Genomic DNA, 21,074 nt, shown 5'->3' with positions numbered 1-21,074 from the left:
TCCAGATCATCGAGCCGGATCTGGCGAGCTTCCGCGCGACGGCACCGGTCGTGCACGAGGCGCTGCTCAAGGATTTCCCGATGGCGCGCCCCTGGCTCGCCAAGATCAAGGCGGCCGTCGGTCAGTAGGCCGCCCCATCGCGAGGAAGGACGATCCGCCGATGAACGCACTCGACCACGCGCGCCAGGACGTGGAGGCCTGGCGCGAGGGCGTCGACACCCGCATGTGGGTATCCGCGCCCACGAACTCCCACCAGCTCTGCATCTTCGAGCAGTTCTGTGCGCCGGGCCTCGGCGCTCCGGTCCACATCCACGCCGTCGAGGAGGTGCTGGAGGTGATGGAGGGGCAGGCCGAGATCACCCTCGGCGACGAGAGCTGCGTGGTCACGGCGGACCAGTCCGTCGCGATCCCGGCCGGCATGCGTCACGGCTTCAGGAACATCGGCGCCGGGATCCTCAAGGTTCGGGCGACGCTGGCGGCGGCGATCTTCGAAGCGAGCTACGATGCCCGCAGCGAGCTGTCCCGGCGCTACAGTCCCCCGTAATCGCACATCCTGCCGGTCGGCAAACAGAACCGGCCGCCCGCGGGCCTACCGCCAGCGCGACTCTCGCTGGTGGTTGGGCGCGCTCGGCTTATCCCCCCACATCCGGAAAAACGGCGGAGGATCGGCGTCCCCGGCGATCAGGTCGCGGCGACGGCGATCGCCTCGACCTCCACCACCATCTCGGGCCTAGCCAGCCCGGCGACGTAGAGCAGAGTCGACGCCGGCTTGGCGCTCGCGAAATAGCGGGCGCGCACTGCGGAGAAGCCGGCCCGGTCGGCCGGGTCGGTGAGGAACACCGTCGTCTTGACGATATCGGCGAAGGTCATGCCGGCCTCGTCCAGCACGAGCTTCATGTTAGCGAAGACGGCGTCCGCCTGGTCCGCGATGCCGGGCGGGATCGAGCCGTCCGTCAGGGTGCCGATCTGCCCCGCGATGTAGAGCGTCCGGGTCGGTCCCGAAACCTCGATGCCGTGATGGTAGGTCTCGGGCGCGGCGCGGCCGGCCGGATTGCGGATAGTGATCACGAAAAAACCTCGTCGCGTGGGTCGATGCTCATTGGGCCGCCAGGGTCTCCGCCAGGCTGGCCCGGCCGTGCACGATCTCGGCCGAGCGCTGCGCCTCGCGATGCAGCCAGTCGCGCACCTGTGCGACCGCCGGCTTGTCGCCGCGCGTCCCGGACGAGAGGATGTAATAGGCGTCGTCAATCTCGATGTCGTAGTCGAACAGCCGGACGAGACGTCCGCTGCGCAGGTCGGCCTCGGCGAGGAACGAGTTCGACAGGCCGATGCCCTGGCCGCAGACGACGGCCTCCAGCATCATGTTGGCGTCGTTGAAGCAGACCGTGCCGGACAGCGGCACGTCGCCCGTCGCCCGGACCCGGTCGAGCCAGGTCGCCCAGGTGACGCCGTTATGCACGGCCTGGAGCAGCACATGGTGGCGCAGGTCCGCCGGGTGGCGGATCGTCGTGTGGTCGATGAAGTCCGGATTACAGACCGGGAACAGCACGTCGCGCGCCAGGAGCTCGGCCCGCGCCCCGGGAAAGGCACCGGTGCCCCAGCGGATGCCGAGATCGACGTCCTGACGCTCGAAGTCGAGGGCATCGAGGGAGGCGGTGAGCGAGATGCGGATGCCGGGATGGTCCTGCATGAAGCGCGTCATCCGGGCCACCATCCACCGCATGCCGAGCGTCGGCGTGATGTTGAGGCAGACGATGGCGGGGACGGACGGGTCGCGCAGGCGCTCGCAGCCGGCCGACAGGATCGCCAGAGCGTCCTTGACCGTGCTGGCCAGCGCCTCGCCTTCCCGCGTCAGCTCGATGCGCCGGGTCAGGCGCCGGAACAGGCGGGTGTCGAGCAGATCCTCGAGCTGCCGGATCTGCTGGCTGACGGCCGAGGGCGTGACGCACATCTCGTCGGCGGCCAGGCGGAAGCTGCCCTGGCGCACGGCGGCGTCGAAGGCGCGGAAGAGGTTGAGAGGCGGCAGGCGTGCTCCGGGGCGGCGCTGACCGTCGCCGCCTCCCGATGAAGGCGGCGCAGGCAACCGGGCCGGATCGGGCACAACATCTCGCATGGCGCAGGCTATCCCCAGCATGGGTCGCCCGCCGCCTCGCATCTCCCATGCCGACCGCTCATACGGCCGCGACGCGCTGGTCGTCCCGGATCCGCGCCCACACGTTGTCGAGCCCCTGCCGGAACAGCCGCACGAGTTCGGCGACCTCGTCGGCCGTGATGATGAGCGGTGGCGTCAGCGCGATGCGGTCGCCGATGCAGCGCACGATCAGGCCGAGCGCCTGGCATTCGTCCTGGACCTGCTGCCCGACCTTCAGGGCCGGCGGGAAGGGGATCCGCTTCCCGCCATCCGCCATCAGCTCGACGCCGGCGAAGAGACCGACGCCGCGGACGTCGCCCATCATCGGGTGGTCCAGGAGCGAGCGCAGCCCGTCGAGGAAGACCGGCGCCACCCTACGCACGTGCTCGACCGTGCCGTCGCTCTCGTAGATGTTCAGCGTCTCGAGTGCGACCGCGCAGGCCACCGGATGGGCCGAGTGGGTGTAGCCGTGCGCGAACGAGCCGAGCTTCTCGCTCTCGGCCATCATGGCGTCGAAGATCTTTTGCGTCAGCATCAGGGCGGAGATCGGCTGGTAGGACGCCGACAGCGCCTTGCCGCAGGTCACCAGGTCGGGCCGCAGGTCGTAGGTCTGACAGCCCCATAGGCTGCCGGTCCGGCCGAAACCGCAGATCACCTCGTCGACCAGGAACAGGATGTCGTACTTCTTCAGGATCGGCTGGATCAGCTCGAAATAGCGCGCCGGCGGCGTGATCGCGCCGCCGCCACCCTGTACGGGCTCGGCGAAGAAGGCCGCAATCGTCCCGGGGTCGTTGTCGAGGATCAGCCGCTCGAGATTGTCGGCCATGCGCTGCGAAAAGGCCTCCTCGCTCTCGCCTTCCTCATGGAAGCGGTAGTAATGCGGGTTGTCGGCATGCAGAAAGCCCGGCAGCGGCAGGTCGAAATCCTGGTGCATCGTCGGATTGCCCGAGACGCTGGCGGTGGCGATCGTGCAGCCATGGTAGCCGCGATGGCGGCCGATGATCCTCTTCTTGTTCGGCTTGCCGATGGCGTTGTGGTAATACCAGATCAGCTTGATCGCGGTGTCGTTCGATTCCGACCCGGAGCAGTGGAACATCACCTTGGTCAGCGGCTCGGCGCCGGGCTGGCGCGGCGCGATCGCGAGCAACGTCTCGGCCAGATCCACGCTCGGCAGGTGACCGCGGGCGTAGAAGGTGTGGTAGTAGGGCAGGGCCTTCATCTGCCGGTACGCGACCTCGGCGAGGCGGTGCTCGCTGAAGCCGAGCGAGGCCGACCACATGCCGGCCATCGCCTCGAGGTAGCGCTTGCCGTCCTCGTCCGTGACGTAGACGCCGTCGCCGCCGGTGATCAGCGTGCCGCCGTCGCGGTCGTAGATCGCCAGGTTCGTGTGCTGGTGGACGACATAGGCCTTGTCCCGCGCACGGTTCGAGTTGGGCTGCATCGGTCCCTCCTTCGGGGTGATGGGGAGCGGGCGCGTCTCGGCGCACGGGCACGGTGTCATTCCGGTCGTCGTCTTGCCCAGTCCTCTTGCACCGTCATCCGAGACCAGGCCGGCGGCCGTCCCAGCGAGCGACGCTCACTCGCGCCGCAGGTCGCGCAGATCCGGATAGTAGTTGTACCAAGTCGTGAAGCCGGTGATCGACTTGTTCATCACGACGTCGTAGGAGGGCTTCCAGATCATTGCCATCGGCACTTGGTCGGCCGCGATGCCGATGAGCTTCCGGGCCAGGGCGTCGTACTTCGCCTGGTCGGGCTCGTAGCGGGCCTGCGGCAGCAATGCATCGACCTCCGCGTTCTTCCAGCTCGAGAAGTTCCAGCGCGACGGGCCGCTCATGAAGATGCGGAAGAAATATTCCGTCGAGGGAAACAGCGCCAGCGAGCGCTCGAGCAGCATCGGCAGCGTCTTGTCTGTCACGGCGGCGGCGAACTGGGCATCCGCCATCTTGTCGATCTTCACCGCGACGCCGATCTTGCCGAACGCTTCCTGGATCAGCGAGGCGGCCGGGTCCGCGAAGGCGGCGCGGCTGACGCTGTAGGCGAGGGTCGTCGCGAATCCGTTCGGATAGCCGGCCTCGGCGAGCTTCGTCCTGGCGAGAGCGAGATCGGTCCGCAGCGGCAGCGGCTGGGGAAAGTCGGCCGTCGGCGGCTCACCGGTCCAGGACGCGCCGTAGAGCCTGGCGCCGCGGCCGTCCAGGGCGGCGCCGAAGAGGCCGTCATACGGCAGGGCGAGCGCCAGCGCCTGGCGCACAAGCGGCTGGTCGAAGGGGGCCTTCTGCGTGTTGAAGATCAGCGCGCCGAAGCCGGTCGGCATCGGGGTCGCGGCGACCCTGACGGCGCTCGATCGCTCCAGCGCCTTCAGGTCCTCGCCCTGGAGACCGATGGACAGGTCCGCATCGCCCCGCTCGATCAGGTTGGCCCGCGTGGTGGCCTCCGGGATCGTCTGCAGGATCACCCGCGCGAAGGCGGGCCTGGGTCCGTTCGCCCACCTGTCGTTGCGGACGAGCACGACCTGCTTGCCGGGCTCGAAGCTCTGGACCCGGTAGGCGCCACCCGAGGCGGTGTGATCCTTGAGCCAGGCGCCAGCCCAGGGGTCCTCGGCCGTCGCGTGCTGCTTGGCGAGCTTGGAATTGTACATCGGCAGATAGGTGGTCGCGAGGTTCGGCAGCGCGAGCCGGTCCGCGCGCTCCAGCCTGATCTGCACCGTATGATCGTCGACGCGCCTGAACTGGTCCGGGCTCGTCAGTGACCCCGTGCCGACCTGCGCCTTCGACATCGACGGCGCGCTGACCGCCCGGTCGAGCGACCACTTGACGTCGTCCGCTGTCACCGGGCTGCCGTCCTGCCAGGTGGCGGTCGGGCGCAGGTGCAAGGTGATGGTCAGGCCGTCGGGCGAGACGTCGTAGCGCTCGGCCAGCTCGCCCTCGATCCTGTCGTAGTCGAAGACGAAGGTGCCGTTGCCGGCCGGCTTGCGCCCGAAGCGCAGGAGGCGGTCATAAGTGCTCGTCGACAGCGCGGTCGCCTCCGGCGTGCCGCCGAGCATCACCGGGTCGAGCGTGTTGACGACGCCGCCCGTGACGTAGCGCAGGGTCTCGGCGCGCGACTGGGCGAGGGCCGGGGCCACCCCGATCCAGCCCGAGACGGTGAGGACCGCCAGCGCGAGACGGGTGGTGCGCAACGGATCATGCATCGGTCGGTCTCCCTGGCGGCAGGCTGGATCGGGTCTGCCAAAGGTCGTTGAAAACGACTTTTGGTTCCGTTCTCGGATTTTCGCTAAGCCTGTGGCTTACCAAAGAAAATCCGGGATGGTTCAACGGCCTGATGCGACAGCATCCTAGGCCGTCGATATTATTCAGCGGCGAGCGGGCGGGAGGGCGGCGCGACGTAGCCGTAATCGCGCGCGGCGGCCTCCGGCGTGACGTACCCCGCCGCGAGGTCGCGCTCGATCAGGGCCGGATCGCGCTCGCGGGCCTCGCCGTAGCCGCCGGCCCCGGGCAGCTGGAAATGCAGCTTCGAGCCGGCGGGGGCGAGGAAGGCGCCCTTGCCCTGCAGCCGTTTCATCGTGCCGTCGGGCATCTCGAGGTGGAGGAGCCCGATGCTGCCGGGCTGTCCGCCGGCGAGGCCGTAGGGCGCCGTGATGGTGCGGTCGCAGCACGTCGCGCACTGGACGTCGCGCTCCAGGATGCGCCAGGTCCGCTTGGCCGCGAGCCCGCCACGCCATTTCCCGGCACCGCCCGTATCGGCCACGAGCCGGTACTCCTCGACGCGCAGCGGGAAGCTCATCTCGAGGATCTCGACCGGCGTGTTCATCATGTTGCCGGTCGGCGTCGACACCCCGTTGATGCCGTCCTTGATCGGGCGTGCGCCGAAGCCGCCCTTCGTCACCTCGTAGGAGATGAATGTCTCGCCGGTCCGGTAGTCCGTGCCGCCGAAGATTGCGACGCCGCCGGTGCCGTGCGAGCCGGCCAAGGTGGTCTCGGGCGCGAGGTGGTGCATGGCGGCGAAGATCATGTCGGCGACCCGCACCGACATCTCGTGGTTGGCGTAGGTGACCGCGGCCGGCTCCGCCGCGTTCACGCAGCAGCCCTCCGGCGCCCGCACGTCGACCGGTCGCCAGGCGCCGGAATTCGGCGGGATCAGGCTGCCCGGATCGAGAATATTCTTCAACGCCGCGTAGACGCCCGAGCGCGTCACGGTGAGCGGCGCGTTCATCGGGCCGCTGACCCGGCCGTCGGAGCCATCGAAATCGACCACGATGCCGTCGCCGGCCTTGGTGATCGCGACCTTGACGCGAAAAACCTTGTCCTCGGTGTCGCCGGGCTCGACGATGCCGTCGCCGTCGATTGTGTCGACGAGAACGGAGGTGCCGTCCGGGATGCGCCGGAGCGCGGCGCGCATCATCGCCTCGGAATAGTCGAGGATGCTATCCATGATCCGCAGCAGCTCGCCGGTGCCGTACTTCGCCGCCAGGCCCTGCAGGCGAAGGACCGCGCGCCGGTTCGCCGCCACCTGGGCACGCAGGTCGCCGATCCGCTCGGCGGGCGCGCGCACGTTGGCGAAGATCAGGTTCTCGACGTTGGGATCGGGCACGCCGCCGACGTAGATGCGGGTCGGCGGCATGCGCAGGCCCTCGCCGTAGATCTCCGTGACCGCGCCGTAGCTGCCCGGCGTCGCGCTGCCGACATCCGGCCAGTGGGCGCGCACGCAGCCGTAGCCGAGGAGGCGCCCGTCGTGGAAGGCCGGCACGACCACGTTCACGTCCGGCAGGTGCGAGCCACCGTGATAGGGATCGTTGTGGATGTAGACGTCGCCGGCGTCCGGTTCGGGAAAAGCCGCCACCACGCTGCGCACCGAATCCGGCATCGAGCCGAGATGCACCGGCAGGTCCGGCCCCTGCGCCACCATGTTGCCGCGGACGTCGAAGATGCCGCAGGAATAGTCGCCCGCCATCTTGAGCAGCGGCGAATAGGCCGTCTTGGCGAGGACGATCTTCATCTCCTCGGCGGCGGAGAGCAGCGCGTTCTTGACCACCTCGAAACGGGCGGCATCGACGGGCAGCGCGCGGATGTCAGGCGACGCCATGAGTGGTCTCCTGAGCGATGAGGAAGCCGTCTGCGTTGACGGCGACGGTCCAGGCCGGAGGCACGACCGTGGTGGAATCGAGCGACTCGATGATGGCGGGGCCGGTTACCGCGAAGCTGGGCGCGAGCCCGCCGCGCCAGACGATCCGGGTCCGCGTGAGGCCGAGACCCGGGAACCAGACGTCGCGCCAGTTCTCCCGTGCCGCGGCGGGCTCCGTCGCCTGCCGGAGGACGAGCGCCGGCCGGCGGCCGGCGGCGGTCAGGCGCAGGTTGACGACTTGGATCGGTTCGCGGTCGTTGGCGTGGCCGTAGGTGCGCAGGTGCTTGGAGTGGAACGCCTCGGCGAGCGCCGCGACCGTCTCGGGCGTGACCGAGCCGTCCTCCACCGGGACCGTCAGCTCGTAGGCCTGGCGGCGGTAGCGCAGGTCGGCGAAGCGCTTCAGCGAGCGATGCCCGGGATCGACGCCGGCGGCCGCCAGCATCGCGACGCCCTGGGCCTCCATCGATGCGTAGGCCTCGGCGAGGCGGCCGAGGTCGAGCCCCGCGAGGGTGGTGTAGAAGGTGCGGGAATACTCGCGCTTGAGGTCGCTCGCGACGAGGCCGAGCGCCGAGAAGGCGCCGGGGCCCGGCGGGACGATCACGCGCGAGATGCCGAGACCAGAGGCGAGGGTCATGGCATGGACCGGGCCGGCGCCGCCGAAGGCGATCATCGTGAACTCGCGCGGATCGTGGCCGCGCTCTACCGACACGATATTGAGCGCACCCGACATATTGGCGTCGACGACCTCGAGGATCCGGGCGGCCGCCTCGATGGCGGTCAGCCCGAGCGGCGCGGCGATGTGCTCGATAATGGCGCGCTCGGCGCCGTCGCGGTCGATCGGCAGCGCGCCGTCGAGCAGCGAGACGGGGTTCAGGTAGCCCAGGACCACGTTGGCGTCGGTGACGGTCGGCAGCGTGCCGCCCTTGCCGTAGGCGACCGGGCCCGGCAGCGCGCCGGCGCTCCTCGGCCCGACCTTCAGCGACCCGCCCGGATCGATCCAGGCGATCGACCCACCGCCCGAGCTCACCTCGGCGAGGTCGATCACCGGTACGCGGATCGGATGGCCGGTCCCGCCGGCCCAGCGCTTGGCATGGGTCGCGCCGCCGACCTCGTAATCGGCCGTGACGGCGATCTCGCCATCGACGATCACGCTCGCCTTGGCAGTCGTGCCGCCCATGTCGAAGGAGATGATCCGCGTTTCGCCCAGCTGCTCGCCGGCGAGCGCCGCCGCGATCACGCCGGCGGCCGGGCCGGATTCGACTGCCTGCGCCGGCATGCGCAGGCACTCGGCGATGTCGACGACGCCGCCCGACGAGCCCATGACGTGAAGGGCGGGCAGGCCGGCGGCCGAGACAGCCTCCTGGAGGCGTCCGAGATAGCTCTGCAGCAGCGGCCCGACATAGGCGCAGACCGCCGTCGTCGAGGCGCGCTCGAATTCGCGGATCTCGGGCAGCACCTCGCAGGACAGGAACACCTGCATCTCCGGCAGCGCGGCCCGCAGCATCGCGCCGAGCCGGCGCTCATGCGCGTCGTTGAGGAAGGAGAACAGCAGCGAGACCGCCACCGTCTGCACACCGGCCGCCCGCAAGGCCTCGACCAGGGCCGGTACCTCGTCCTCGGCGAGCGGCGTGACGACCTCGCCCTGCGCGTCGATCCGCTCGGTGATCTCGTAGCGGAAGCGGCGCGGGACGATGACGGGCGGGGAATCCTGGAACAGGTCGTAGAGGTCGGTGCGCATCGAGCGGCGCAGCTCGAGGAGGTCGCGAAAGCCCCGCGTCCCGATCGAGGCCGTCGTGGCGCCCTTGCCCTCGAGCAGCGCGTTGGTGACGACCGTCGTGGCGTGGGAGAGGAGCGAGACCGCGCCCGGATCGATGCCGCCGCGGGTGAGCCCCGCATCGAGGCCGTCGAGCACGCCCTGGGCGAAGTCGCGCGGCGTCGTCGGCACCTTCGCGATGCCGATCCGCCCGGTGGATTCCTCGACGAGGGCGACATCCGTGAACGTCCCGCCGATGTCTATGCCGACCCGCCATGTCATGTCGTCTGTCCGCTGCTGTCGTGTGGGGAGTTCGGGCCGCCCTCAGGCGGCGCTGGCGCTGGGCTCGCGGGGCGGGCGCAGGCCGATCCGGTCGAGCGGCCCGACCTCGCGCGCGACGAGCGGGATCACCTCGGCGGCGAAGCGCTCGAGCGAGCGCCGGGCGCGGCCGACCGGCATGTCGCCGAACTGGAAGAAGCAGGTGTAATGAACTGGATCGAGGAGCCGGATGTCCTGGATCACCCGCTCGGCGACGTGATGCACGTCGCCGATGATGAAGTTGTCGCGGAATTCTTCCAGGGACGGCTCGTCCGGGATCGGTGCCGGGTGCAGCACCGATCCCGCGAGATCGAGGACCGGGGCGCGCAGGGCATGGACCATGCGCGCGTAGTAGCGGCCGCGCTCGGCGGCCTCGAGCGCCTCGGAGGCGCTGTCGGTGACGCAGATATAGTTCATCAGCGCCACCGGCATCGTGGCGGGATCGAGGCCGCAGGCGGCCCAGCTCTTGAGCGCGGCATCGCGCGAGGCCACGCGTCCCGCCGTGTTGCCCTTCGCGCCGCCGGACACGAACGGGACCGCGCCGTCGGCCGCGAACCGGGCCAGCACCGCCGGGTGGAGCGAGGTCAGGAAGAGTGGCGGCATCGGCTGCTGCACCGGGCGGATCGCCACGACGGTCTCGGGCACGCTGATGTGGCGGCCCTCGTAGCTGACCTGCCCGTCGACGAGCGCCTGGCGCATCACGTCCCAGTATTCGAGAAAAACCTCGGTCTTGTGGGCGATCGGGGTGCCGAAACGGTCGAACTCGTAGGCCTGGTAGCCGCTGCCGAGGCCGAGCATGGCGCGCCCGCCGCTCTGCTGGTCGAGCAGGGCGATCTCCTGCGCGGCGCGCAACGGGTTGTGCAACGGGAGCACGACCACGCAGGGACCGACCTTGATGCGCTTGGTCACGCCCGCGAGATGCGAGGCCATCATCAGCGGCGAGACGCTGAGCGAGTAATTGGTGAAGTGGTGCTCGGCGAACCAGGCGACGCCGAACCCGGCCGCGTCCGCGGTCTCCACCATGGAGCGGGCGTCGTCGACGACGCCCGGGATGCCGCGCGGGTTGTCGCGGTGCATCATGAGGTTGAAGAGTCCGAAGTCCATGCCGCCATCCGCTGCCGGGCCGACCCGCTCCGCCCGGCGGGGCGGAACGGGCTCATCCTGGCGCGAATGGACGACGCGACAACCGATCGCTTCTTGAAGGCGGTTTAGCTGGGCTCGCCCGGTCGGGTATGCATTAGCAGTGCTTCATCATGCGTCGCCGACGGCGTGAAACTCGGCGCTCCCGCCCGTGAGGGAGGTTTGCTTCGATAGGGTTGCCACGAAACCGGATCGACCCCGCACAGGATGGGGGGGCCGCTTCAAGGACCGGGAGGGATCGGAACGACAAGACGTCGGTCCGTTGCGGGCTGCCAAAGCGCCGCGCCGACGCCATCGCTCATCGAACCTGCACGATCGCGGCGATCGGCGCCTCGCCCGGCCCGCATTGATGCTCGGTCCCGCCCGAGACGAAGAGGGCCGGATCGCCGGTGACGGAGGCGATCACCGCGCCGAGGGCCGCCCGGGCATGGCGCTCGTAATGGATGTCGGCATCCGACAGCATGGTGTTGCGCCGTCCCCGGATGCGCCCGGTCGGACTCGCCTCGGCCTTGGCGAAGATGGCTGCGATGCGCGAGCGCGCCGCCGCATCGAGACGGCCCGACCCCGGCGAACCGCTTTCGGGATCGGCACTGCCGATGGCCTCGATCACGGCGTCCGCGTCGATGGCGTCGCGCAGGACCGCGTGCCCGATCCGGAAGTCGCTCGTGGCAGAGGGCGAGTTGCCGAACAGCAGCACCTCGCAGGCCGTCAGCTCGCCGCCGGCCGAGGTCGACGCCACCTTGCTGAACAGGTCGAGGCGCCGGGCGATGGCCGCGTCGCTCAAGGCTTCCTCCGCCACTTCGCCGAGAGCGAGGGCGACGCCGAGCGCGGTGGCCCCGCGGGCATAGGGCTTGGAGCCGTTGGGATCGCGGGTCACGGTGGGACGGCCTCTGGCTTCGGCCTCGGCCACCGCGGCCGGGGTCAGGAGCGGGCCTTTCACCTGCACGTAGTGGACATCGGCGGGCTCGGCGATGCCGGCTTGGTCGAGGGCGACGCGGACGGCCCGCGCCACCTCCCGGACCTGTACCATCGTGCCGACCTCCTCGGGCAGGATGGTCCGGGTCGTGGCGATGCCGAGGGCGAGGCGCTTGTCGCCGGCAACCGGCGGCGCGATCGATTCGTCCCGGGTCAGCACAGTGGCGTGGGGCGACAGGACCCCCTCGGTCCCGCCCGACCAGACGAAGGCGATCCGGTGCCCGACCTCCTCCGGCGAAAGTCCGAGGAGCGGCGCGAGCAGGAGCTGGTAGGACAATGTGGCATAGCCGCGGGTGAAGTCGTTGGCGCCCCCATTGCCCTCGGTCTTGCCGATCAACGCGACGATGCGGGCCGGATCGACAGTCCCGGCCACGATCAGCGCCGCCAGCTCGGAGACGTCGTTGGGGGCCGCCATCGCGACCTTGTGCACGCCGATCTTCATGATCATCCTCGTTTCATTCGAAATCCGGCTGATTGCTTGAAGCGGTCCCTACGGGATCGCTTTCGCAATGCGGATTTCGGCTTCGCTCAAGCGCCGCGCTGGCTGATGATACCGACTCCGGAAGTGATTTTCCGGAGTCGGTATCAATCCCGCCGGAAGGGCGTACCGATCGCCGCTGGGAGCCGGGCGGCGCGGCCGATCCCGGCGAGCGCGACCAACGCCAGGGCATAGGGCATCATCTGCATGACGTAGGACGACACTGGCAGGCCCCAGCCTTGCGCGCGCAACGCGAGCGCCGAGACGAGGCCGAAGACGAGGCAGGCGAGCGCCACCGGCAGCGGGGTCCAGCGCCCGACGATGAGCGCCGCGAGCGCGATGAACCCGCGTCCATGGGTCATGCCGTCCGTGAAGCTGCCGACCTGCTGGAGCGACAGGGCCGCACCGCCGAGCCCCGCCAGGGCGCCGCAGGCCAGGATCGACCAGACCCGAACCCGGACCGGGTCGGTGCCGGTGGCGAAGACCGCCTGCGGGTTCTCGCCGGCCGCCCGCACCAGGAGGCCGGCCCGGCTGCGGGCGAGCACGAGACTGAGGCCCACCGCGAGCAGGACGGCCAGATAGGTGAGCGGCGGCTGCCGGAACAGCACCGGTCCCAGGACCGGCATGTCGCCGAGGAGGGGCACCGGCCAGGGCGCCAGGACCGGAAAGCGCACCACCGGCGTGCGGCCCCCGGCGAGCGCCCGCAGCAGGTAGCTCGTGAGCCCGGCCACCAGGATATTGACCGCGAGCCCGGTCACCATCTGGTCGGTGGAGAAGCGCGTCGTCGCCACGGCGACGAGGCTCGCCACCAGCATGCCGGCGGCGGCCGAGGCCAGGAGCCCGGCCGGGGCGCCCGCCGCCATCGCGGCGATGGCGGCCCCGAAGGCGCCGGCGAGCATCATGCCCTCGATCGCCACCGCGAACGTACCAGACCGCTCCGACAGGATGCCGCCGAGGGCAGCCAGCAGCAGGGGCGTTGCGATCCGCACCGAGGCGGCGAGAAGGTCGGCCAGGATGGCGGCGTCCATCCTCAGGCGCCTCCCCGTCGGGCGCGCAGGCCCAGCGCGCACAGCACGAACACCATCGTCAACCCCTGGATGATCGGCACGAGGGAGGATGGGACGCCGACCTGCCGCTGCATCGCCAGCGCCCCGGCCTCGAGGAGGCCGAACAGCAGGCCGGCCGGCAGGGCGGCGAGCGGATTAGCGCCCGCGAGCAGCGCGATGCCGATCGCCGTGAAGCCGAGGCCGTTCGAGAAGCCCTCGATCAGGCGGCGGTGCACGCCCAGGACCTCGATGCTCCCGGCGAGGCCGGCGAGGCCCCCGGAGATCAGCATCACCGAGATCAGCGTCCGGGCCGGGCTAACGCCGGCATAGAGAGCGGCGGCGCGGCTGGCACCCACGAGCTTCAGGCGGAAGCCGAAGGTGGTGCGCTGGAGGTAGATCCATCCCAGCAGGGCGGCGAGCGCGGCGAGCCCGATCCCGAGATGCATCGCGCCGGTGAGGCGCGGCAGCCAGGAAGCGGCCGGAAGCAGCGGCGTCTGCGGGAAGCCGGCACCGGTCTCGCCGAGATCGCCCTTCAGCGCCTCCGCGACGAGCAGGAGGGCGATGAAGTTCATGAGGAGCGTGCACAGGACCTCGTGCACGCCGCGCCACAGCCGGATGAGCGCCGCGGCACCGGCCCAGAACGCCCCCGCCGCCGCCCCGGCCACCAGGCAGACCGGAACCAGGGCGGCGGCGGGCAGGGGCACCGAGAGGGCGACCCAGGCGGCGGCGAGACCCCCGAGCGCGATCTGACCCTCGCCGCCGATATTGATGACCTTCGCCCGGAAGCAGAGGGCGACGCCGACGGCGGTGAGCACGTAGGGGGTCGCCTTGTTGACCGCGAAGGCGATCCGGTCGGGGGAGCCGAGGGCGCCGCCGAACAGGGCCAGGTAGGCGGCGGCCGGATCGCGGCCCGTGGCCAGGATGAGGCCGGCCCCGACCGCAAGGGCGAGAGTAACCGCGCCGAGCCCGGCGAGCAGGGCGCCCGCCGCCTCGCCGCGCAAGCGGCGGGGCATCGGGGCTGCCGCACCGGGGAGCGGGGATGCCGTCATGCGACCCGCCTCTCCGCCTCGGGCGCCCAGCTCGCCCGGTCGCCGGCCATGAGCAGGCCGACCTGCACCAGGTCGAGCTCTGTCCGGGGAACCGGCCGCGACAGGCGCCCCTCGTGGAGGATCGCGACCCGGTCGCCCATCTCCAGCACCTCCTCCAGCTCCGCCGAGATGTAGAGGATCGCGCCTCCGGCCGCGCGCAGCGCCCGGATGGCGTCCTGCACGAAGCGGGTCGCGCCAGGATCGAGGCCCCAGGTCGGCTGGACCGCCAAGAGCGCGCGCGGGCCGCGCCCGATCTCGCGGGCCATGACGATCTTCTGTTGGTTGCCGCCCGACAGCGACCGGGCCAGTGCCGCCGGGCCGGCGCAGCGGATTCCGTAGGCGGCGATCCGCTCCATTGCGCGCGTCCGCAAGGCTCCCCGGTCGAGCCAGGCATGCCGGCTGAGCGGCGGCCGGGCGAAGTCGCGCAGCGCCAGGTTCTCGGCGACGCTCATCCCCGGCACCAGGCTGGTGCCACCCCGGTCGACGGGCACGTAGGCGAGGCCTGCGGCGAGCCGGGCGGCCGGATCGCGACCGGTCAGGTCCTCGGTGTCGAGCCGCACGCGGCCCCCCGCCGGGCGCAGGCCCGCCAAAGCCTCGGCCAGCTCCGTCTGTCCGTTGCCGTCGATACCGGCGACCGCCAGCACCTCGCCCGCCCGGATGTCCAGGCTGATGCCCGAAAGGGCGATTCCCGTTCCCCCCGTCGTCAGGGAGTCGGCCGCGAGGCGCACCGGACCGGGCCGGACCGCCGGCGCCGCGGCGACGGCCGGCATGGCGCGCCCGACCATAAGGCGGGAGAGGTCGGCCCGGTCCGTTCCGACGACGGCCCGGCGCCCGGTCACCGCGCCGTCGCGCAGTACCACCACCTGGTCGCACAGCTCCAGCACCTCGCCGAGCTTGTGCGAGATGAACACCACCGAGCGGCCCTCGTCGGCGAAGCGGCGCAGGGTGGCGAGCAGGGCCGCGACCTCGGGAGCCGACAGGTTCGAGGTCGGCTCGTCCATGATCAGCAGCTCGGCGCCGCCGAGGATCAGCTTCACGATCTCGACGCGCTGGCGCATGCCGAAGCTCAGTGACTCGACGAGGGCGTCGGGATCGAGCCCGAGGCCGTAGGCCCGGCTCGCTAGGCTCAGTTCCTTGGCCGCCGCGCGCCGGTCGGGCCAGGCACCCTTGCCGGGCAGGCCGAGGAGGACGTTGTCGAGCACGCTCATGGCCTCGGCCAGCATGAAATGCTGGTGGACCATGCCGATCCCGGCCCGGCGCGCATCGGCCGGCGAGCGGATCTCGGCGCGCTGCCCCTTCAGCACGATCCGGCCGTCGTCGGGCCGGACCATGCCGAACAGGATCTTCATCAGCGTGCTCTTGCCCGAGCCGTTCTCCCCGAGCAGGCCGAGGATCTCGCCCCGCCGCACGGTGAGGTCGATGCCGCAATTGGCCCGGACGGTGCCGTAGGACTTGGAGATGCCGAGCATCTCCAGCATCGGCGGGGTGCCCCTTCCCTCGTCGGACGCCATCGCCTAGACGCCGCCGCGGGCGTCGGCCTTGGTCACCTCGACCTTGATCTCCCCGGCGGCGAGCTTCGCCCGGGCGGCGTCGAGCGCCGCGACCGCCTCCGCCGGCACCTTCGGGTTGAAGGGCTTGCCGTCCTGGTAGGCGAAGTCGGCTCCGGTCGAGCCTGGCGTGCCGAGGCCGTAGACCTGGAACTTGCCGCCGAGGGTCCCGGCCTTCGCGGCGTCGCCGGCGCTGCCGTACATGTCGCCCCACTTCTCGATGATGTTGGTGGCGACGGCCTCGGGCGCGATCGCCGAGTGGCCGAGGCTGCGGCCGGACGCCATCACGCCCTTCTCCTTGGCGGCCTGAATGATGCCGGCCTGCCCGGCATTCAGCTTGCCGAAGATGAAGTCCGCACCGCCCGCGATGAGGCTGAGCGCTGCCTCCTTGGCTTCTGCGGCGTCCTCCATGTTCTGGATGTAGACGACCTTGACCTCGATGTTCGGATCGACGCTCTTGACGCCCTTTCGGAAGCCGCCGACCTGCGCGACCACGTTGGGCAAGCCCTCGAGGCCGTTCACCGAGCCGACCTTGCCGGTCTTGCTCATCTTGGCGGCAAGCACGCCCATCAGGTAGCCGAACTGCGCGTTGTCGTAGTCGACGGATGTCACGTTCGTGCCAGCTCCGGCCGAACCCGAGCCGACGACGAAGGTGGTCTTGGGATAGTCGGGCCCGATCTGCTGAGCGGCAGAGAGGAAGCGCCCGGTATGGCCGATGACCAGGGTGTAGCCCCGTCCGGCATAGTCCCGCATCGCCTCCGCCATGTCGGCGGGGGCGACGTTCTCGGAATAGGCGACCTCCCAGCCCTTGGCTTTGAGCTGCTCGGCGCCCTGGTAGCCGTTCGCGTTCCAGCTCTGGTCGTTGATCGAGCCCGGCAACAGGATGGCGGCCTTCTCCGCCGCCGTCGCGCTTCCGGCGGCCTGGGGCAGCACCGACGCCGCGAGGGCGAGCAGCAGGGCTCTGCGTCGATACATGACTTTGCGACCGTTGATCGTCATCTTGAGCCCCACCGCGCGGAAGAAGGTCGCACCGGAGCAGACCTTCGATCATCGCAGCAGAGACCAGCAAGCGGTAGGCCATTCCCGGAGGCTTAAGCCATCGAGGAGTTGTCGGGGGCCTTACGCCCCCGGTTGATGCACCGGCGCGAGTGGTGGATCGACGTCGCGGTAGAGGCGCACGAGAGCGGACCGAAAGTCGGGCCCGGCCTTCTCGCGCGTGCCTTCGATCGGGTCGGCTCCGGCCAGGAGTGTGTCGCTCGCCGCACGCGAGAGATCGAGGGCAAAGCGCGCCCGCCCGCTCCGACGCGCCTCGACGGCCTCGGGGACCGCGGCGATCGCCCCCGACGCGAGGGCGGCCCTGATCGCGTCGGCCGTGCTGCACCCGTCCTCGATCGATTGCGTGGCTCCCTGACCCAGGGTCGGGATCATCGGATGGGCCGCATCGCCCAGGAACACGACCGGCCAGCCGGCCGGCGCGTAGAGGATCGTCTCCTCCTGCACCCGGGCCCAGTGAATCGTGTCGACGTGGCGGGCGACCCCCTCGATCAGGTAGCCGGCCTCCCGTGACGGCGGCCCGGAGTCCGGCCGGTAGAGCCCGCGCAGGATCTCGGCATCCTTCATGGCCGCCGGAACCGGAGCGTCGGGCGGCTCGAGCGGGAAGGTGCCGGCGCAATAGACGAGATCGCCCGGCACCCGGAAGGCTAGCAGGCGGTTCGGCCCGTTAAACCACTGGCCGTAATCGTCGATCGGGCAGCCCGGCCCCGCCTCCCACAGGGTGCGGTACATCACGACGCCGAGGTGGCGGGGCTGCGACAAACCGGCGATGAGTCGGCGCAGGCGCGAGTAGCGCCCCTCTGCCGCGACCACGAGATCGACGTCCCGGATGATCTCCGGTCCGGCGGGCGTCGCGACCCGGACGCTCGCCCGGCCGTCGGCTTGGCGCACGACGCCGGTCGCCTCGCAGCCGTAGCGAACGGGCAGGCCGCGCCTGAGGATCCGGTAGAGTTCGGCCCAGCGGATGCGCAGGCCCGGCACCCCTGCCAGATCCGCCACGTCGAGGTCGAGGAGGGGCGTGCCGTCGGTGAGCGCGGCGGTCCAGCGCCGCCATGGCAGGCCGGCCGCTGCGAGCGTCCCGGCCAGATCCGGCAGGTAGAGGCGCAGGGCGGTCATGGCGTTGGGGCCGATATTGAGGCCGGTTCCGGCTTCGGCCTGATCCCCGGCCGCGCTGCGCTCGAGGCAGATCACCTCCGCGGGACTCCGCGCGAGCCCGTGGGCGGTCACCGTTCCGGCGATGCCCGTGCCGGCGATCACGATGCGGGGTGGAGGCATCAGTGCGGCCCTCCTTGGAAGGGAGTGCGGCGACGGGTGAGACGACGATGCGGCATGGAACCTCGGCAAACCCGTCTGGCAGAGCAGGAACGGTGCCGCGGCCCGGACCGGAAAGTCCGCATCCCGGGCGGAGCCCGAGATCAAGGTATGCGGCCGCCCGCGCAATGGGACGCTCTTCGACGTCGATCGAACCCGCCGTCTCCCGGGCGTCGATCACCGAGGGCGCGCCGCCTCGAGTTCTCCGATCCGAATGCCTCCGGGAATCGTACTTAACGAGCCAGTGCGGCCGCTCAATTGCGACGTCAGAGCACGCCGTTAAGTCGAAGTCGTTTAACGCTTCATTTCGCCCTATCAATTCGACGGAAGCGCGACGCAGTGCTCGCGTGAGCTGCCGCTGGCAGACGTCCCAAGGGTCATTCGAGTCGACGCTTGGTGCGCCACCCACAAATATATTTGTTCCATGCACTAATGTCATGCGAATCCCGGGTAAGGCGCAAAATTTGAATGCCCTGCTTGATTCAAGCGGGAATGGCACGCGCCCTATTTAGCGAAACGCGGGAGGTCGCCATGAGATTGGTCCTGTTGAGCGAAAGACGCCATCACACGCCTTGAGCCACCGGTCCTGCGCTTACTCCCTCGCGACCTCAGCGCGTCGTTCCGCGATTAGCTCTTCGACGACACTGACGCCCTCGGGAACGAACCCCCTGGCGAGCGCCTGGATCTCGGTGATTACCGCGTCGCGAGAGCGAGACCGGAGCATGCCCTCAATCATCTCGATAACGACAGTATCGCCGTCCTGAAGCCCAAGCTCGCGCAGCAGGTCGGCGGGAACGACCATCCTGCCACCCTCATGGATCGTGGCGGAATGCGAGGCCATGGCGGTACCCTCCCGGTCAGCGGATCACTTCGACCGACAAGCCCGGGATCTCCAAGCCCGCCCATGCGCGATCGGTCGTCATCACCGGCACGCCGAGCTTCATCGCCACCGCCATGCAGGTCCGATCACCCAACCCACTCCCATGGTGGCGCGTGGCCTCGGTCAGGAAGGCGGCGGCAAAATCCGCGTTGCGATCGTGAGCGTGCAGGTCGAGGCGCAGCTCTGGGATTGCCCCGTTTCTGTGGACGGCTATGGGGCTTGGCTGAGCAGGATCTCGGTTGCGGGTTTTGGGCTGTGCTCCTGTTCGTAGACGAGGGGTGATCGGTAGCCCAGGGCGGAGTGTCGCCGCACTGGGTTGTAGAAGCCCTCGAGGTAGCTGAAGAGGGCCATGCGGGCCTCTGGCCGGGAGTGGAAGCGCCGGCGGGCGAGCAACTCGCATTCCAGGGTCGAGAAGAAGCTCTCGGCCATGGCGTTGTCGTAGGCATCACCGACCGAGCCCATCGAGGGCCGCACACCGGCTTCGCGGCAGCGGCTGCCGAAGGCCAACGATGTATATTGCGAGCCCTGATCCGAGTGATGGATCACGTTTTGCGGTTTTCTCTGGCCGACAGCCATCTCGAGCGCGTTCAGAACCAGTTCAGTTCGCAGGGGATCCGCCATCGACCAGCCGACGATCCGGCGGCTGAACGCGTCGAGAGGGGACGGCCGGTCCAGGCATAGTATCCGGCCTTCGAGACGCCCAGCACGCGCGCCATGACGGCGATCGGGAAGTGCGCCTGGTTCGCGCTCATGAACCGGAAGATCCCGACGGCAGAACTCCGGTCCCGCGCGCAAACCAGGCTGTCGCGCGAGAGAGGATGTCGCGCTCCAGCTTCAGCTGACGGTTCTCGCGCCGCAGCCGAAGCAACTCCTCGCGCTCGGTGGCCGGCAGCGCGGCCTCAGCAGCAGCAGGCTTCGCCTCCCGGCGTCCCTCCTGCTGGTCGGCCTCGGTCACCCAGTTGCGGATGGCCTGAGCCGACGGCTCGAACTCACGGGCGAGATCGGTCGGATCGCGTCCAGCGCGGACCAACTCGACCATCTGGCGGCGGAGCTCCGCCGGGTACGGCGGACGGGTTCTCGGCAGGGCAAACACACCTCACGCGAAAGCGCTCTCCGTGTCCACCGATCCGGGGCAATCCCAGACTTCTTTATGACCATCGGCTCGTCGCGGCCGATGGAGGATGCCGCCCGCATCGCCTACCGCGAGCTGGTGCGCTGGCTCGCAGCCGATTTCGGCTTCGAGGAGATCGACGCCTACATGCTGCTGACCCAGTGCGGCCGGGTGCGGCTCGGCAACATGGTCGATCCGAAATACACTCTGGGTGCCTCGATCGCGAAGTCGATCGCGCTGGCCTGATCGCCAAGGAGCACAGCATGGATCTCGGCTTGAAGGGGCTGCGCGCCCTCGTTACGGGCGGCACCAAGGGAATCGGCGGCGCCATCGCCGACCTTCTCGCCGAGGAGGGCGCCGCCGTCGCGCTCTGCGCGCGCAACCTGGAGGAAGTCGCCGCCAAGGTGGCCTCCCTCCAGGCCAAGGGCGTCGCGGCGACGGGTCGTGCCGTCGACGTCGCCGATGCGGCCGCCTTGCGGGCCTGGATCGCGGAGGCGGCGCAAGAACTCGGCGGTCTCGACATCCTGGTGCCGAATGTCAGCGCGCTCGCAGTCGGGGCCGACGAGGCGGCGTGGCGCGCCGGCTTCTCGGTCGACATCATGGGCACCGTCGCGGCGGTCGAGGCAGCGATGCCGTTCCTCGAGCGTTCGAAAGCGGCCTCGATCACCGTCATCTCGAGCGTGTCGGGCCGTGAGATCGACTTCGCGGCCGGGCCCTACGGCGCCTTCAAGGCGGCCTTGATCCACTATGCGCAGGGCCTCGCCTTCCAACTCGCAGGGAAGAGCATCCGCGCCAATACAGTCTCGCCCGGCAACACCTATTTCGAGGGCGGGGTGTGGTACCGGATCGAGGACGGCAACCCGGCCCTGTTCGCCGAGGCTCTGCGCCTCAACCCGACCGGCCGGATGGCACGCCCGGACGAGATCGCCCGCGCCGCGGTCTTCCTGGCGAGCCCAGCCGCGAGCTTCGTCACTGGCACCAACCTCGTCGTCGACGGTGCGCTGACCCGGGGCGTGCAGTTCTGAGCCTTCGCCCTCTCATCGGAAACTGCTGAAACCCCGGCCTTCAGGCTGGGGAGCAAGAGCGCTTTTTTTATTGCTGTCAGACTTATGGGTCGTGGAAAGG

General features: G+C 69.9%; 16 protein-coding genes and 2 pseudogenes. 3 read left to right on the top strand and 15 right to left on the bottom strand.

Annotated elements, in window-relative coordinates; all coding sequences use genetic code 11:
* Nucleotides 1–160 precede the first annotated feature (160 nt).
* A complete protein-coding gene (locus FF100_RS32835) occupies nucleotides 161–544 on the top strand; it encodes a cupin domain-containing protein (RefSeq protein WP_139040224.1) in 384 nt (127 codons plus the stop codon).
* 137 nt (nucleotides 545–681) lie between these two features.
* On the opposite strand, the gene FF100_RS32830 is transcribed toward FF100_RS32835, so the two are convergent.
* The 15 genes and pseudogenes from FF100_RS32830 to FF100_RS32755 all read right to left on the bottom strand — a co-directional run bounded on the left by FF100_RS32830 (nucleotide 682) and on the right by FF100_RS32755 (nucleotide 19,922).
* On the bottom strand, nucleotides 682–1,068 hold the full coding sequence (locus FF100_RS32830) for a RidA family protein (protein ID WP_205825119.1): 387 nt from the start codon (nucleotides 1,066–1,068) through the stop codon (nucleotides 682–684).
* A 28-nt stretch (nucleotides 1,069–1,096) separates the two neighbouring features.
* Nucleotides 1,097–2,113, bottom strand: coding sequence for a LysR substrate-binding domain-containing protein (locus FF100_RS32825; protein WP_171070428.1), 1,017 nt, complete (start codon nucleotides 2,111–2,113; stop codon nucleotides 1,097–1,099).
* 58 nt (nucleotides 2,114–2,171) lie between these two features.
* Nucleotides 2,172–3,572, bottom strand: a complete 1,401-nt coding sequence (locus FF100_RS32820; RefSeq protein WP_139040222.1) for an aminotransferase — start codon at nucleotides 3,570–3,572, stop codon at nucleotides 2,172–2,174.
* Nucleotides 3,573–3,707: 135 nt separating this feature from the next.
* Nucleotides 3,708–5,318: an ABC transporter substrate-binding protein gene (locus tag FF100_RS32815; protein WP_139040221.1), complete on the bottom strand. Its 1,611-nt coding sequence runs from the start codon at nucleotides 5,316–5,318 to the stop codon at nucleotides 3,708–3,710.
* Between the two features lie 158 nt (nucleotides 5,319–5,476).
* On the bottom strand, nucleotides 5,477–7,210 hold the full coding sequence (locus FF100_RS32810; protein WP_139040220.1) for a hydantoinase B/oxoprolinase family protein: 1,734 nt from the start codon (nucleotides 7,208–7,210) through the stop codon (nucleotides 5,477–5,479).
* Nucleotides 7,197–9,284 carry a hydantoinase/oxoprolinase family protein gene (locus FF100_RS32805; protein ID WP_139040219.1) on the bottom strand — a complete coding sequence of 696 codons (2,088 nt, stop codon included), beginning with the start codon at nucleotides 9,282–9,284 and terminating at the stop codon, nucleotides 7,197–7,199. Before FF100_RS32805 ends, FF100_RS32810 begins: the two co-directional genes overlap by 14 nt.
* Before the next feature lie 42 nt (nucleotides 9,285–9,326).
* The gene (locus tag FF100_RS32800) at nucleotides 9,327–10,424 is read right to left on the bottom strand and encodes an LLM class flavin-dependent oxidoreductase (protein ID WP_139040218.1); all 1,098 of its coding nucleotides are present in this window, start codon (nucleotides 10,422–10,424) and stop codon (nucleotides 9,327–9,329) included.
* 334 nt (nucleotides 10,425–10,758) lie between these two features.
* Nucleotides 10,759–11,877: a cyanuric acid amidohydrolase gene (atzD, locus tag FF100_RS32795; protein WP_139040217.1), complete on the bottom strand. Its 1,119-nt coding sequence runs from the start codon at nucleotides 11,875–11,877 to the stop codon at nucleotides 10,759–10,761.
* Between the two features lie 143 nt (nucleotides 11,878–12,020).
* Nucleotides 12,021–12,941: an ABC transporter permease gene (locus tag FF100_RS32790; RefSeq protein WP_139040216.1), complete on the bottom strand. Its 921-nt coding sequence runs from the start codon at nucleotides 12,939–12,941 to the stop codon at nucleotides 12,021–12,023.
* A 2-nt stretch (nucleotides 12,942–12,943) separates the two neighbouring features.
* Nucleotides 12,944–14,008, bottom strand: coding sequence for an ABC transporter permease (locus tag FF100_RS32785; RefSeq protein ID WP_139040215.1), 1,065 nt, complete (start codon nucleotides 14,006–14,008; stop codon nucleotides 12,944–12,946).
* Entirely contained in the window at nucleotides 14,005–15,525 is a 1,521-nt protein-coding gene (locus FF100_RS32780) for an ABC transporter ATP-binding protein (RefSeq protein ID WP_171070427.1), read from the bottom strand. The genes FF100_RS32785 and FF100_RS32780 overlap by 4 nt, the downstream gene beginning before the upstream one ends.
* 36 nt (nucleotides 15,526–15,561) lie before the next feature.
* Nucleotides 15,562–16,569 carry a BMP family protein gene (locus FF100_RS32775; RefSeq protein ID WP_171070426.1) on the bottom strand — a complete coding sequence of 336 codons (1,008 nt, stop codon included), beginning with the start codon at nucleotides 16,567–16,569 and terminating at the stop codon, nucleotides 15,562–15,564.
* Between the two features lie 144 nt (nucleotides 16,570–16,713).
* Nucleotides 16,714–17,922, bottom strand: coding sequence for an FAD-dependent oxidoreductase (locus tag FF100_RS32770; protein ID WP_139040212.1), 1,209 nt, complete (start codon nucleotides 17,920–17,922; stop codon nucleotides 16,714–16,716).
* A 628-nt stretch (nucleotides 17,923–18,550) separates the two neighbouring features.
* Nucleotides 18,551–18,799, bottom strand: a complete 249-nt coding sequence (locus tag FF100_RS32765; protein WP_139040211.1) for an AbrB/MazE/SpoVT family DNA-binding domain-containing protein — start codon at nucleotides 18,797–18,799, stop codon at nucleotides 18,551–18,553.
* A 249-nt stretch (nucleotides 18,800–19,048) separates the two neighbouring features.
* Nucleotides 19,049–19,922, bottom strand: a pseudogene (locus tag FF100_RS32755) (IS3 family transposase).
* 57 nt (nucleotides 19,923–19,979) lie between these two features.
* Between FF100_RS32755 and FF100_RS32750 the strand changes: the two are divergent.
* Both FF100_RS32750 and FF100_RS32745 read left to right on the top strand, forming a co-directional pair.
* Nucleotides 19,980–20,195 (top strand): annotated as a pseudogene (locus FF100_RS32750) (acetamidase/formamidase family protein); the annotation flags it as partial.
* A 17-nt stretch (nucleotides 20,196–20,212) separates the two neighbouring features.
* Nucleotides 20,213–20,974 (top strand): SDR family NAD(P)-dependent oxidoreductase, encoded by a 762-nt coding sequence (locus FF100_RS32745; RefSeq protein WP_139040209.1) that lies wholly within the window; start codon nucleotides 20,213–20,215, stop codon nucleotides 20,972–20,974.
* Nucleotides 20,975–21,074: the final 100 nt, after the last annotated feature.

Source organism: Methylobacterium terricola (assembly GCF_006151805.1).
Taxonomy (GTDB): Bacteria; Pseudomonadota; Alphaproteobacteria; order Rhizobiales; family Beijerinckiaceae; genus Methylobacterium; species Methylobacterium terricola.
The sequence above is the reverse complement of the archived record's forward strand: the minus strand, read 5'-3'. Positions and strand labels throughout refer to the sequence as shown.